General features: G+C 63.0%; 14 protein-coding genes. 6 read left to right on the top strand and 8 right to left on the bottom strand.

All coding sequences use genetic code 11. The annotated features are described in order from the left end of the window. Window positions 1–2: 2 nt before the first annotated feature. Window positions 3–1,139, top strand: a complete 1,137-nt coding sequence (locus BB347_RS12295) for a thiolase family protein (RefSeq protein WP_076583713.1) — start codon at window positions 3–5, stop codon at window positions 1,137–1,139. 41 nt (window positions 1,140–1,180) lie between these two features. Next, the gene (locus BB347_RS12290) at window positions 1,181–1,471 is read left to right on the top strand and encodes a hypothetical protein (protein WP_076583711.1); all 291 of its coding nucleotides are present in this window, start codon (window positions 1,181–1,183) and stop codon (window positions 1,469–1,471) included. Window positions 1,472–1,590: 119 nt separating this feature from the next. Here the strand turns inward: BB347_RS12290 and BB347_RS12285 are convergent, their stop codons facing one another. Further along, a complete protein-coding gene (locus tag BB347_RS12285) occupies window positions 1,591–1,977 on the bottom strand; it encodes a hotdog family protein (protein ID WP_076583709.1) in 387 nt (128 codons plus the stop codon). 209 nt (window positions 1,978–2,186) lie between these two features. On the opposite strand from BB347_RS12285, the gene BB347_RS12280 reads away from it, so the two are divergent. Beyond that, the gene (locus BB347_RS12280) at window positions 2,187–2,624 is read left to right on the top strand and encodes a hypothetical protein (protein WP_076583707.1); all 438 of its coding nucleotides are present in this window, start codon (window positions 2,187–2,189) and stop codon (window positions 2,622–2,624) included. A gap of 106 nt (window positions 2,625–2,730) precedes the next feature. On the opposite strand, the gene BB347_RS12275 is transcribed toward BB347_RS12280, so the two are convergent. From BB347_RS12275 to BB347_RS12260, 4 genes are all read right to left on the bottom strand, one after another. Further along, complete coding sequence (locus BB347_RS12275; RefSeq protein ID WP_076583705.1) at window positions 2,731–4,419, bottom strand: aldehyde ferredoxin oxidoreductase family protein; 1,689 nt, start codon at window positions 4,417–4,419, stop codon at window positions 2,731–2,733. Window positions 4,420–4,563: 144 nt separating this feature from the next. Beyond that, on the bottom strand, window positions 4,564–4,836 hold the full coding sequence (locus BB347_RS12270) for a hypothetical protein (protein ID WP_076583703.1): 273 nt from the start codon (window positions 4,834–4,836) through the stop codon (window positions 4,564–4,566). A gap of 80 nt (window positions 4,837–4,916) precedes the next feature. Next, on the bottom strand, window positions 4,917–6,875 hold the full coding sequence (locus BB347_RS12265) for an AMP-dependent synthetase/ligase (RefSeq protein ID WP_076583701.1): 1,959 nt from the start codon (window positions 6,873–6,875) through the stop codon (window positions 4,917–4,919). 203 nt (window positions 6,876–7,078) lie between these two features. Further along, entirely contained in the window at window positions 7,079–8,005 is a 927-nt protein-coding gene (locus BB347_RS12260) for an MBL fold metallo-hydrolase (RefSeq protein ID WP_076583698.1), read from the bottom strand. 151 nt (window positions 8,006–8,156) lie between these two features. On the opposite strand from BB347_RS12260, the gene BB347_RS12255 reads away from it, so the two are divergent. After that, complete coding sequence (locus BB347_RS12255) at window positions 8,157–9,383, top strand: sensor histidine kinase (RefSeq protein ID WP_076583696.1); 1,227 nt, start codon at window positions 8,157–8,159, stop codon at window positions 9,381–9,383. Between the two features lie 3 nt (window positions 9,384–9,386). On the opposite strand, the gene BB347_RS12250 is transcribed toward BB347_RS12255, so the two are convergent. Next, on the bottom strand, window positions 9,387–10,292 hold the full coding sequence (locus tag BB347_RS12250) for a cation diffusion facilitator family transporter (protein ID WP_076583694.1): 906 nt from the start codon (window positions 10,290–10,292) through the stop codon (window positions 9,387–9,389). A 232-nt stretch (window positions 10,293–10,524) separates the two neighbouring features. Here BB347_RS12250 and BB347_RS12245 point away from each other — a divergent pair, with 232 nt between their 5' ends. Both BB347_RS12245 and BB347_RS12240 read left to right on the top strand, forming a co-directional pair. Continuing rightward, a complete protein-coding gene (locus BB347_RS12245) occupies window positions 10,525–10,938 on the top strand; it encodes a fluoride efflux transporter FluC (protein WP_076583692.1) in 414 nt (137 codons plus the stop codon). Continuing rightward, on the top strand, window positions 10,935–11,327 hold the full coding sequence (locus tag BB347_RS12240) for a fluoride efflux transporter FluC (protein WP_076583690.1): 393 nt from the start codon (window positions 10,935–10,937) through the stop codon (window positions 11,325–11,327). Before BB347_RS12245 ends, BB347_RS12240 begins: the two co-directional genes overlap by 4 nt. Before the next feature lie 76 nt (window positions 11,328–11,403). On the opposite strand, the gene mgtE is transcribed toward BB347_RS12240, so the two are convergent. Both mgtE and BB347_RS19360 read right to left on the bottom strand, forming a co-directional pair. Beyond that, window positions 11,404–12,471, bottom strand: coding sequence for a magnesium transporter (mgtE, locus tag BB347_RS12235; protein WP_076583688.1), 1,068 nt, complete (start codon window positions 12,469–12,471; stop codon window positions 11,404–11,406). After that, window positions 12,458–12,634, bottom strand: coding sequence for a hypothetical protein (locus BB347_RS19360; RefSeq protein WP_168170953.1), 177 nt, complete (start codon window positions 12,632–12,634; stop codon window positions 12,458–12,460). Before BB347_RS19360 ends, mgtE begins: the two co-directional genes overlap by 14 nt. Window positions 12,635–12,661 lie beyond the last annotated feature (27 nt).

The raw sequence follows: 12,661 nt of genomic DNA, 5'->3' as shown, positions 1-12,661 counted from the left end.
GTATGTCACAGACACCAGTCGTGGTGAAGGCTGTCCGAACCCCGCAGGGGAAAGAAGACGGTGTGTACGCCGATCTCCGCAGCGAGGATCTCTCCGTGCCGCTCATCGACGAAATTCTCGCCGAGACTGGCCTGTCTGGCGAGGATATCGACGATCTCATGTGGGGCTGCGCCCAGCAACGCGGCGAGCAAGACAACAACCTCGCTCGCGTGATCGCCCTCCTCTCGGAACTCGGCGAGAGCGTCCCGGCGACGACGATCAACCGCTGGTGTGCCTCCTCGATGCAATCGGTTATCTCCGCTTCGGACGCCATCGCCGCGGGCAACCGCGACGCCATCATCGCCGGCGGCGTCGAGAGCATGAGCCGCGTCCCGATGGGCGACGGCATGTCGGACATCCACCCGCGCCTGGCCGAACTCTACAACGTCGGCGAACTCCAGATGGGGATGACCGCCGAGAAGGTCGCCGAGGAGTACGGTGTCAGCCGCGAGGAACAAGACGAGTACGCCGCCCGCAGCCAGCAAAACGCCGAGGAAGCCACCGAAGAAGGCCGCTTCGACGACGAGATCGTCCCGATCGAGACCGACGAAGAGACCGTCTCCGAAGACGAGGGCATCCGCCCCGGCACGACCGCCGAGAAACTCGCCGAACTGCCGACCGTCTTCAAATCCGACGGCAGCGTCACCCCCGGCAACGCCTCCCAGATCTCCGACGGTGCCTCCGCGCTGCTCATCACCAGCGAGGAGTTTGCCGAAGAGAACGACCTCGAGATCATGGCCGAGGTCGGGATGAACAACGTCGCCGGCGTCGACCCGACCGTCATGGGAATCGGTCCGGTCCCGGCGACGGAAGGGCTCCTCGAGCGAAACGGTCGCGATATCGACGAGTACGAACTGGTCGAACTCAACGAAGCGTTCGCGAGCCAGTCGCTGTACTCGCGCGACGAACTCGGTATCGACCCCGAGCGATTCAACGTCAACGGCGGCGCAATCGCCATCGGTCACCCGCTGGGTGCCTCCGGCGCTCGCCTGCCAGTGACGCTGATTCACGAACTCCAGAAACGCGGCGGCGGTCTCGGTCTGGCGACGCTCTGTGTCGGCTTTGGACAGGGAGCAGCGATCGAGTTCGACGTCAACTAAGGATTGCAGTTTCGACCTTTTGGTCCAGGTTTTGCGAGGCCGTGAGTGAGCGACGCGAGCGAGTCGGCCGAGACAAACGGTGGTCGCGTCAGGGAGCGGCGCTCGAGTTCGACGTCAACTACGGCGCGGTTCGGAGGCCAACGGCCGAGAGCCGCGGAGTTCGAACGGGTTTCTCGGAGGGTGAACGGCAGGCGATATGGCGCGCGCTCTCGAGCACGTTCGAGCACCGGCGAGAACTGATCGACGTTAGCGTGCGAGGTCTTCGCGAGTACGCGAGCGAAGGCTCGGAAGACGTACGCGTCTTCCGGTGGATGCGCGAACGAACGCCGTGAGTGAGCAAATCGGTTGGGGAGGACGTGGGTATCCCCGTTGCCGGTGTGAGTAACACAGCGCCAACTTCGTCAGTGTCCCCAATCGGAAACCACGGACACCGACAGCAGTCGCGATTGGGTCACTCACCCTTCCAGATGAGGCCTTCGGTCGTCGTGGTCAACACGGTGTCACCGTCGTCGTTCTCGCACACGACATCGCTCGTGAACTCGTAGCGGTCGTCTCGTTCGACGACCGTATCGTACGTCGACCGGCAGGTGATCCGTTCGCCGGTAAAAACCGGCCGACGAAAGTCGAGTTCCATCGTACTGGCCAACACCTCGTTGTCGCTACCGAGTTTCGTCGGCAGCGTCGCAGTCAGTAACCCCTGAACCATCACTCGTCCGTTTTCGTCGGGTTCGGTGTGACGGGGCTGATCGTCACCGGTGAGTTCGGCGAACTGCCGAACGTCTTCGACCGTAAACGTCCGCTCGAACGTTCTCGTCTCGCCTTCGACTGGCTGAGTCATCGGAATCGATCGTACTAATTACGCCCCTGAAACAAGAGGATAGCGGTATGACAGCGGTGGAATCGGTATATCCCCCGTCTCAGTGACTGCGCCACTGCTATCGCCCACCACAAATCCACTCGAGGCCCGAACACACCCTCCACACGCTCGAGTCAGCCGTACGGCCGTACGGCCGGACGTTTAGATAGTTCCGGCCCGAACACACGCGTATGAGCGACATCTTGTTGGCGGCGATCGTCGTCATCCCGCTCGCCTGGCACCTCGCGCTCACCGCGTTCGTCTACTACGACGCCGGGAAGGTCGGCCTCGAGCCACCGAAGAAGTGGGCGGCGATCACGTTCTGTATCCCGATTTTCGGCTTTTTCATCTACATCTTCGAGCGCAGCGAACTCGACTACAAACCCGAAGAGGATCCCTACAAGGGCCAGAACTACAACATTCACCCCTCGAGAGCCGACGATGCACCGCTTCGCTCTCGAGGCGACGACCGGCCGGACCCCGGCGACGCCGAGTGGGATGGGGCGGACGCCGATGCCTGGGCCGAAACGGAGGATGGGAGCGACAGGGGTGAAAGCGACGAGTGGGGAGAACATCGCGGCGAGTGGGGCAATCAGGACGACGACGCCGGAGATCAGGGCTCGCGGTAACCTCGACGGCCGGGGCCTCCGAGGCTCATGTTCCTGTAGCAGAATACGGATCGACAATCGAAACGCGAACGTGGGAAAATCAGCGACAACGACCGACGCCTGTTTCTCAGTCGTCTGCGGGTGCACTCGCCGCACTCGAGTCGAAGCGATCGGCGGGTACCGTCCCGTCGTCGTTCCAGTTGCGTTCGTCGTAGTACTCGGAGAGTCCCGTTTCGAACTCCGGCACTTCGTAGGGCAGCGTGTCGTCCCCGCGGTCGAAGCCGCGCTGGTTGTTGAAGTGACGCTCGAGGGAGACGACCTCGCCGCCGAGTTCGAGGAGTTCCTCGTAGTCGGCGTCGAGGAGGGTCTCGAGGCGCTCTTCGGTCATGAAGTCCCGCGAGAACTTACAGAGGACGCCGCTGTCTTTGATCGCGTTGATGTTCTCGAGTTCGATAACCTTCGGCGGCTTGCCCTCGAGGCCGTCCTTGTCGAAGGCGTCGTCGGCGTCGACGAGCGGGTACTCGTAGGGGTAGAACTCGGCGTACATGTGGTCGGCGCCGCGGTTGGAGGTGGCGAACGCGAGGCCCTGTCCGTTGAGGGTGCGCCCGTCGTGGGCGGGGAACTCCATGCCCTTGACCGTCCAGTTCTCGACGCCAAGTTCGTCGTGGAAGGCGTCGATGCCCTCCGCGAGCGTGTCGCCGACGTCCTCGCGGTAGGCGATTTTCTCGACGAGGTCGTGGATCAGGTCGACGTTGCCGAACTCGTCCTCGCTTTCAAGGTAGGCCGCGACGACATCGCCCGCCGAAATGGTGTCGAGACCGAGTTCGTCACAGAGCTTGTTCGATTTCATCACGTCGACGACGTCGTCCACGCCCGAGTTCGAGCCGAACGCCATGACCGTCTCGTACTCCGGCCCTTCGGTGACGACGTCGCGCTCTTCGTCTTTCGTCGGCAGCTTGCACGCGAACGCACAGGCCGAACAGGTCCCCTTCTTGTACTTCTTCTCGGCGACGGCGTCGCCCCCAATGTCCGCTGCGCCTTCGAAGGAGAGTTCCGAGAAGTACCGCGTCGGGAGCGCCTCGACCATGTTCGCGTACTCCGTGACGGAGGTCGTCCCCGACTCTTTCATCGGATGCTCGGCCTGGGCGGCTTCGCCGTGGATCTCCATCTGGACCGGCGGAATCTCGACTTCGTTGGTCGAGTCGCCGTCGAACGTGATCGCCTTCACGTTCTTCGCGCCGAGGACGGCACCGAGACCGCCCCGTCCGAAGGCCCGCTCCCTCGATGTCATGATCGAGGCGAAGCGCACCTCGTTCTCGCCGGCGGGGCCGACGACGACCGTGTGGTCTTCCTCGAGGCCGTGTTCGTCTTCGATGTACTCGCAGGTGTCGGTGACGGTCGCCTCCGCGAGGTCCGGAACGGCCTCGAACTCGACGCCCTCGTCGGTGACGTGAACGATCACCAGTTCGTCGCTCGAGCCGGTGATCTCGACAGCACTGTAGCCCGTGCCGGTGAAGTTTCGCGAGAGGAATCCCCCCGCGTTCGAGGAGAGGAGGCCGTCGGTGAGCGGCGAGACACCCGTTGCGGACATCCGGCCGGTAAAGCTCATCGTCGAGTGCTGGAGTGGTCCCGTCGCCAGGTACAGACGGTTCTCGGCCCCAAGCGGGTCGGCGTCGAACGGAACCCGATCGTGGGCCAGTTTCGTTCCGAGCGCACGACCACCGAGGTACGACTCGAGGACATCGTCGATATCCTCGGTGTCGCTCGTCTGTTCCCCGACATCGATCGTACACAGCGGTCCCCGGACGTGTTTCATATGGACACTAGTGGCGTCCGCGTCTGCAAAATGGTACCGGTTCCTGTCGGTGAAAAGAACACTTGCAGACGAGCGGAGTCGACGATGAACCACTCGAGTGAGTCATTCGAGAGCCCGGGAGTTCACCCTCGACTCGAGGGAAAGTTAGTCGGCCGAAGACGGCGTCGTCACGTCGTCTCCGGGAACGTGCGTTCGGTCGTCGAGAACGACCTCGAGTCGGTCGTCCGCAAATAGGCGGTCGATCTGATCGTAGGTGAATCGGCCGTCACACTCCGTACCGAGGAAGGTGATGAATCGGTCGGATCGGTCGACGACGGTCGCCAGTGAATCGCCGGTTCGATAGTAGTAGCGGACCGTGGTGCCGGGGAAAAGCACGTCGGCGGTCGTCTGGAGGGACAACGTAGGGGAAGGGACCATACCCGTGGACGCGCGAGCACCGATATCTGTCTTGTGGATTCAGCCGGTCCGCGGGAAACGTCGCCGTCAGCGCAAGCCGCCTACTCGTCCTCGTAGATCCGATCCACGCGGTCGTCGAACTCGTCTAAGATGACGCGGCGCTTCTTCTTCATCGTCGGTGTCAGCATCTCGTTTTCTTCCGTGAACTCCTGTGGGACGAGTTCGAAGCGCTTGATCGTCTCGTGTTTCTCGAAGTCCTCGTTGACTCGCTGGACTTCCTCGCCGACGTACTCGCGGACGCGCTCGTCGTCGCACATCTCCTCGAGGTCGTCGGGAAGGTCGATACCCTCCTCCTCGGCCCAGTCGCGGATGTGCTCCGTATTGGGGACGACCAGCGCGCCGATGTACTTCTCGTCGTTGCCGACGACCATACACTGCTCGACGACCTCGCTGGCCGCGAAGCCGTCCTCGATCGGCCCAGGGGCGACGTTCTTCCCCGTCGAGAGGACGATGATCTGTTTCACCCGGTCGCGGAACTCGAGGTAGCCGTCGGGTCGGAGGTGAACGATGTCGCCCGTTCGGAACCAGCGCTCGCCGTCGTCGTCTTCCGTGAACGCCCCCTCGGTCGCGCCGGGTTTGTTCCAGTACCCCTGCGTGACGTTGGGGCCGTTGACGAGGAGTTCGCCGACGTCGCCGGGATCGTCCGTAAACGCCTCCTGGTCCGCGACGCTCTCGTCGACGTCCAGTTCGACGCCGGGCAGCGCCGGACCGATGGTGCCGATCTCGACCGCTTCCGGCGGGTTCGTCGAAACGACCGGCGACGTTTCGGTGAGGCCGTAGCCTTCGTAGATCGGCAGCCCCATCGCGTGATAAAGCTGACAGAGTTCGGGCGAGAGGCTGCCGCCGCCGCTGATCAGCAACTCGATCTCCCCGCCGAGCGCCTCGCGAACGGTCGAAAAGACCAGTTTGTCCGCGAGGCGCTGCTTCGCTTTCAGGATCGGTCCGGGCGAGTCCGCTCGCTGGTACTCGACGCCGACGTCGGTCGCCCACTCGAAGATGCGCCGTTTAGCGCCGGACTCGCTCGCCTGTTCGCGAATCCCGTCGTAGATCTTCTCGTAGACCCGCGGAACGCTCGTCGCCGTCGTCGGCTGAACGGTCGCGAAGTCCTCCTGTAAGGTGTCCGGATTCTCCGCGTAGGCGACGCACGCCCCGGTCGCGAAGAGGACGAAGTGTCCCGCCGTCCGCTCGAAAACGTGTGCCAGCGGCAGGTACGACATCGCCAGCGAGTCCTCGTCGAGCGCCGGGACATCGTCGGGCTTGTCCGGCCGCGGCGCGAACCGTTTTCGGACCGCGTTGACGTTCGAGCGAAAGTTCTTGTGGGTCAACTGGACGCCCTTCGGCTGACCCGTCGTTCCGCTCGTGTAGATCAGGCTCGCCAGATCGTCCATCTCGGGCGCGTCGACGCGTTCCTGGTGAGCCTCGAGGTCGAACGTCTCCTCGCCGCGCTCGTAAACGTCTGCGAGAGTTAGGATGTCGTCGCGGTCGTCGTAGCCCGACAGCTCGTCCATCGAGACGATGAACTCGAGGTCGAGGTCGTCTTCGACCGTGAGAACCTTCTCGAGGAGGTTCTCGTTTTCGACGACGACGGCGGAGGCGTCCGGGTCGTCGAGGAGGTACTCGACTTGGTCGGGCGAGGAACTCGTGTAGACGGTGGTGATGACGGCACCCGCACTCAGGAGTGCGAAGTCACACTGGGCCCACTCCATTCGCGTATTGGCGAAGAGTCCGACTCGATCGCCCTGACCGACTCCGAGGTCGTGAAACCCTGCCGATAGATTGCGGACGAGGTCGCGCATCTCGGAGTACGAAATCGAGCGAAACTCGCCGGCATCGGCGGCCGGAAGGACCGAATCGGTCAACGACCGGTCGTAGATTCCGCCCTTGTACTGCTGGGCCGGCCGGTTCGCGTTCCGTTCGACGGTATCCTCGAACAGGCGGCCAAGTGTCGTCTCCCCGATTACCTCGTCCTCGTACTCTCGTTCGGCATCCCGCCAACTCATATACGTGTGACAGTACCTGCCGTGCGATAAAACGTGCTGAAACTCCAGCAATATTCATCGGCGTTTATTCGTCTCGAGAACAACGTATCCAGCTCTGAAACTGCCGAAATAGCCGTATTCCCGAATAATATTGATTAGTTGATGGTTCGGCAGGATACTTCGAGTCTGCGCGCGAACAGTGAGGGCAGGACGGTCGGTTCGAGTTACTCGTTGGCGTCGAGATAGCCGAGAACGCCACGCGCGTTCATCACCGCTTCCGCACTCGCTTTTTCTTCTCCCCAAGTGCCGGCCATCTCGCTCGAGGCCGCGAAGTGCTCGATGACGGCCTCGTCGTCCCCGAGTTCCTCCCGTTTCGATTCGACTTCCGCGACCCACTCGGTGAGGACGGTGGCGTACTCCTCGAGTGCGGCCTCGGCGTCGTCGCCGACGTCTCGCGCGCCGAAGTGGGTGTAGAGGAGCACGTCCGGGTCGAGTTCCTGGAGCATCTCGACGTCCGCGAGACACTCCTCGAGGTCGAAATCGGAGGGCGGAGAGGTCTCCGTGATCGTCTCCGGGCCGGGTGCCCAGATACCCGCGGCGTCGCCGGCGAAGACGGCGTCGTTCGCGGGATCTTCGTAGACCAGTTGGTGGAACGCGTGGCCGGGGGCGTGGTGGGCCCGGAGTTCGTGCGTCCCGAGGTCGATGACGTCCCCGTCCTCGACGCTGACGATTCGATCCTCGTCGATGGGACGCGGGTCGACGTAGTACTGCCACTGGTCACCGACGGCGGCTTTCGTTCCGGCGACTAATTTCGAGGGGTCCGCGAGCAGCGAGGTTCCAGGTGCGGGGACGTAGACGTCCGCGTTCGGGCACGCCTCGGCGAGGAATCCGGCGCCGCCGGCGTGATCGAGGTGGATGTGCGTGACGACGATCGCCGCGAGGTCCTCGCGGGCGATCTCGAGTTCCTCGAGTGCCTCGAGAATGAGGTCGTGGTTCGTCCCGAGTCCCGTCTCGACGACGGCCGGGTTGTCGTCGTCGACGATGTAGACGCCACCGTAGCCGGACGTCTCGTACATACCAGTGTCCACAAAATAGCAGTCAGTACACTCGCCCGCCGTCACTTCCTGTACGTCGCCGATAGCCGAATCCATACCCGTATCCTCACGGCTGTACGGTTAAAAGCTCGTGTCTCGGTGAACGCCCGATAGTGGCGTTTGCTGGCCGGTACACCCTTTAACGCGCGTCGTGTTGGTGACGGTAGATGTGGGTGGGTAACTCGGTCGATTCGAGGGAGAGTTTGCGATGAACAGCGTTGGCACACTCTGTCAGACAGTCCGGGCGAAGCTAGCGTGGCTCATCAGCGGGTTCGGTCTGCTCTCGATCGCGCTCTTTCTCGGCTGGGTGGTCTGGTTTCGTTCGGTACTCGATACGACGGCTGTCGCGCTCAGCGTGGGCACGATCGCCGTTCCCGCCGTCGGACTCGTCTGGGGCGGGTACCGCCTCGAGCGAAGCCAGATCGGCGTCGGTCGCTACTGTCGAGTCGTCTACTGGACGACAGCCGTCGGACTCGGATTTTTGGCGATCAATCTCGCGATGATCGTCCTCTTTCCGTGGTACTCATTCGCCGGCGACGTCGCCTGGGCGCACTTCGCCGTAAACATTGGCGCAGTCGCCGGATTCACGTTCGGATTCATCGAAGCCCGAGCGATCCAGCGCGAAGTCGAAGCGACGGCAGCGGCCGTCAGGGCGGAGCGACTCGAGGACGAACGCGAGGTGTTGACGTATCTGAACGACCTCCTTCGTCACGAAGTGCTCAACAGCGCCCAGATCATCAACGGGCACGCCTCGTTGATACTCGAGGAGACGAGCGGTGAGCACCGCCACCGATCGAGTCTCGAGACGATCGATCGCGAGAGCGAGGCGCTCACCGACGTGATCGACGACGTGCGAGCGATGTTGAACGCCAGTCAAACGCGGGACCCGACGACGAGCGTCGACTTGAGCGCGCTGGTACGCGAAGAGGGACGGTCTTTTGACGAACGGTTCGACGAACTCGAGATCGAGACGTCGATTCCCGACGACGTGGCCGTCAGCGCAAACAGTGGCGTGAAGTGGATCGTCATCAACCTCCTCGAGAACGCCATCGAGCACAACGATAGCGACACACCACGCGTCGCACTCACGGTGGCGACGACGGCCGACGCGGCGACTGTCGAAGTCGCGGACAACGGTCCGGGAATTTCTGAGGAGACACAGCAGACGCTGTTCGAGCGAAAGTCACGAAACCACGGGTTAGGACTGTATCTTGTCAAAATTCTGACGAATCGGTACGGCGGTCGCGTCGAGTTGAGCGAGACCGGCCCCGACGGCTCGAGGTTCACCGTTACGTTGCCGCTGGCCGATACCGACGGTCGTGGTGCGAACGATACCGGCGAGGCGGACGATACTGACAACACGGACGTAACTGACGACACGGGTGAGTCGGCATCGACGAACCGATCCGCGAGGACTGCTGCCGGCGACGGGTAAGCCTCAGCGGTCGTCTCGACAGTCTTTCCACTCGCCGATCCCAGAGGGATCGAGGTGGACGTGTGCGTCACCGACGTCCTCGAGCGCGCGGAGTCGATCGATCAGGTCCGACTCGATGTCGTGTGCCTGTCGGAACGGCATGTCGCCGTCGACCTCGACGTGCACTTCGACCTCGAGGACGGGACCGTCGTAGAAGACGGTCAGATCGTGAACGCCCTGCACGTTGGGATGGTCACGAAGCGCTTCGGTGATCTCGCCTCGCTTCTCGGGGTGGGGTGCCGCACCGATGAGGTAATCGACGTTCTCGCGGCTAATTTCGACGCCCTGATAGACGACCAGCACGCTCACGAGTGCGCCGGCGAGGGGATCGAGCAGCGGAAAGCCGAGCAACACGCCGATGACGCCGACGACGGCGGCGAAGGAGGTGTAGATATCGTTCAGACAGTCCGTCGCGAGCGCCTTGAGCGCCGTCGAGTCGATGTCCTCGTTGACGAGCGACGTGTAGCGGTAGACGAGGTACATGTCGAGGATCGCGAACGCCAGCGCACCGAGCAAGAGCGGGTGAAAGACGACGTCGACGCCGTGAAGGATCCCCTGAAACGATTCGTAGAGCAAGTTCAATCCGAGGAGGGCGATCATCGCGCCGACGAACAGCGCGGTCAGCGGTTCGATTCGATCGTGACCGTGGGGGTGCGTATCGTCGGGTTCGTCGAAGGAACTGCGCCCCCAGATCAAGACCACGCCGCTCGCGACCAGGTCCGCGATCGAGTGCGCCGCGTCGGCGAGCAGCGCGACGCTGCCGAAGGCCAGTCCGACGGCCCCCTCGACGACGATCTTCGCCGCGTTGCCGAGGACGTTCACCCACGACGCTCGAGTAAACCCGCGTCGCTCGTCCTCGGCGCTTGCCATGGTCGGGTTTAGAGCAAGTCTAAACTTGGGTCTTTTCCTTCCGCTTCGGTCCTCGCGGCCCGCGCGCTCGGAAGGGAGTCATCACAGTCGGCGGACCGTAATTCTGAAGCCACTGGTGTGTGAATCCCGAGGCAACCGGGCGATGGGGCCCGCCTGATCCAACTGCCGACTGCCTCGCGTCGGCCATCGCCGACCGCGAGGACGGCTGACGGTCCCTGTTTCACCATCAGCCATGGCAGCCCACCCCCTCGTTCGACTCGAGACGCTCGCACTGATCGCCATCGGCGGCTTCGCCGGCGCGAACCTCCGGTACTTCGCACTCGGCGCGTTCACCGAAATACAGGCCGTTTTGCTGGCCAACGTGTTCGGCTGCTTCCTGCTCGGCTTTCTCGTCTACGAAGCCGAGTACACGGGATACGTTGGAAGCAGATCCCGAACCGTCTTCACGACCGGTTTTCTCTCGTCGCTGACGACCTACAGCACGTTCGCCGTCCAGTCGGCCCTGGCGGCCGATCCGCTCTTGTTCGTCGCGATCGTCGCCGGCAACTACGGACTCGGCTTCGCCGCCGTCCTCGCGAGTCGCGAACTCGCGCGCCAGCTTCGCGACAGTGATGACGCCGCTGCAACCGAGGGTGAGACGGCGTGAGCGTCGAGCCGATCGTCGCCCTCGCGTTCGAGCCCGAACCGGCACACGTCGTCGGCACCGGCGGCGCGATCGGGGCGCTCTTGCGCCACTGGGTCTACCTCCAGTTCTCGAGCGAGCGCTTCCCGTGGCCGACGCTCGCGGTCAACGTGCTCGGCAGCTTCGTCTTCGGACTGGCGACGTTCCTGGGCGCGGGAGACACGACGATTCAGCTGGTCGGCATCGGTATCTGCGGGGCGTTTACGACCTTCTCGTCGTTTTCCGTCGAAACCGTCCAACTGTACGAACGCGGCGACCGACTCCTCGCCGTGGCGAACGCTGCGGGCAACCTGGCCCTCTCGCTGAGCGCGATCGGCATCGCCTGGGGACTCGTCTCGGTTGGACTGGTCTGAGATTCGTCTCAGTTGACTGGCTTAAGCCTCGAGATCGCACGTAAAAAGAAAAGGTCCGTTCTGAATCGCGCTCGAATCAGACCAGATGACCGAGCAGCAGCGTCGCCATCCCGAAGTAGATCACCAGCGCGGTGATGTCCTTGACCGTCGTGACGAGCGGGTCGGAGACGGCCGCCGGGTCGTACCCGAGTTTGTGGGCGATCCACGGCACGACGTAGCCGACCGTGCTCGCGATCGTACAGACGGCCGCGAGGGAGACGAACAACACGGCGCTCACGGAGAGCACGTCGCCGTGGGTCGCGAGCGGTTCCTCGAGTCCGCGGACGTACATGAGATACAGGTACGCCGCCGCGGAGCCGATCGCGCCGATGATGACGCCGATCGTCAGTCCGACGCCGGCCTCGCGTCGGAAGTGGCGCATCGCGTTTCGGTCGTCGATGTGACCCACGGCGAGGCCGCGGACGAAAATCGTCGAGGCCTGCGTGCCGACGTTGCCGCCCATGTCCATGATGACGGGAATGAAGAAGCCGAGCACGATGATGGCCTCGAGCGTCTCCTCGAAGCCTTCGATGACCAGTCCGGCGGTGAGCCCGCCGGCGAGTGCGACGAGTAACCACGGCAGGCGCAGTCGCAGGATCTTCAGAATCGAAGACTCGAGGATCGCTGAAGATCGACTCGTTTCGACGTCAGCGAACGAGAAGCCGGCGCTCTTCATGATATCCTCGGTGGCTTCCTCCTCGACGACCTCGATCATGTCGTCGGTTCGCAACACGCCGACCAACACGCCGTCGTCGTCGACGACCGGCAAGGCGGGGAAGTCCCGTTCGGCCATCTCGCTCGCGGCGTACTCCGGATCGGCGTCGGCGTTGATCGTAATGAGGTCGGTCGACATGTGCGCCTCGACGACGTCGTCTTCGGGTGCGTTGAGCAGCTCCCGGAGTGACATGACGCCGACGAGTCGGCCAGAGTTGTCGGTGACGTAGAGATAATAGACGGTCGTTTCGTCGGATTCGGGTTCGAACGCGCGGAACTCCTCGATCGCGGTGTCGACGAACGTCTCCTGCGTGACGGCGACGTACTCGTCGTCGACCATCTCTGCTGTGCGATCCGCGTGGAACTCGAGGTCGGGATTACTCGCCCCCATACACCTCACCGCGGCTGTGCGAGCGAATGACGCCTGCGAACTCTCCTTGAAGCAAGTCGAGGATCAGATCCTCGAGCGTCCGAGTGAATTCGTGACCGGCGGTAACTGGTTCGGCCTCGTTGCTAACGGTTCCATCTCGACTGCTGTGATTGGTGTACAGCATGCACTGGCCGATTATTAGAATAGGCTA

This window comes from Natronorubrum daqingense, assembly GCF_001971705.1.
In the GTDB taxonomy this organism is placed as follows: domain Archaea; phylum Halobacteriota; class Halobacteria; order Halobacteriales; family Natrialbaceae; genus Natronorubrum; species Natronorubrum daqingense.
Note: the sequence above shows the minus strand (reverse complement) of the source record. Positions and strands in the feature narration are given on the sequence as shown.

Bases quoted from the DNA above. Each gene is read 5' to 3' on its own strand.
- BB347_RS12260 (WP_076583698.1), bottom strand. From the start codon at position 8,005: ATGGATTCGGCTATCGGCGACGTACAGGAAGTGACGGCGGGCGAGTGT.
- BB347_RS12270 (WP_076583703.1), bottom strand. From the start codon at position 4,836: ATGGTCCCTTCCCCTACGTTGTCCCTCCAGACGACCGCCGACGTGCTT.
- BB347_RS12275 (WP_076583705.1), bottom strand. From the start codon at position 4,419: ATGAAACACGTCCGGGGACCGCTGTGTACGATCGATGTCGGGGAACAG.
- BB347_RS12255 (WP_076583696.1), top strand. From the start codon at position 8,157: ATGAACAGCGTTGGCACACTCTGTCAGACAGTCCGGGCGAAGCTAGCG.
- BB347_RS12285 (WP_076583709.1), bottom strand. From the start codon at position 1,977: ATGACTCAGCCAGTCGAAGGCGAGACGAGAACGTTCGAGCGGACGTTT.
- BB347_RS12245 (WP_076583692.1), top strand. From the start codon at position 10,525: ATGGCAGCCCACCCCCTCGTTCGACTCGAGACGCTCGCACTGATCGCC.
- BB347_RS19360 (WP_168170953.1), bottom strand. From the start codon at position 12,634: ATGCTGTACACCAATCACAGCAGTCGAGATGGAACCGTTAGCAACGAG.
- BB347_RS12295 (WP_076583713.1), top strand. From the start codon at position 3: ATGTCACAGACACCAGTCGTGGTGAAGGCTGTCCGAACCCCGCAGGGG.
- BB347_RS12250 (WP_076583694.1), bottom strand. From the start codon at position 10,292: ATGGCAAGCGCCGAGGACGAGCGACGCGGGTTTACTCGAGCGTCGTGG.
- BB347_RS12280 (WP_076583707.1), top strand. From the start codon at position 2,187: ATGAGCGACATCTTGTTGGCGGCGATCGTCGTCATCCCGCTCGCCTGG.
- BB347_RS12265 (WP_076583701.1), bottom strand. From the start codon at position 6,875: ATGAGTTGGCGGGATGCCGAACGAGAGTACGAGGACGAGGTAATCGGG.
- mgtE (WP_076583688.1), bottom strand. From the start codon at position 12,471: ATGGGGGCGAGTAATCCCGACCTCGAGTTCCACGCGGATCGCACAGCA.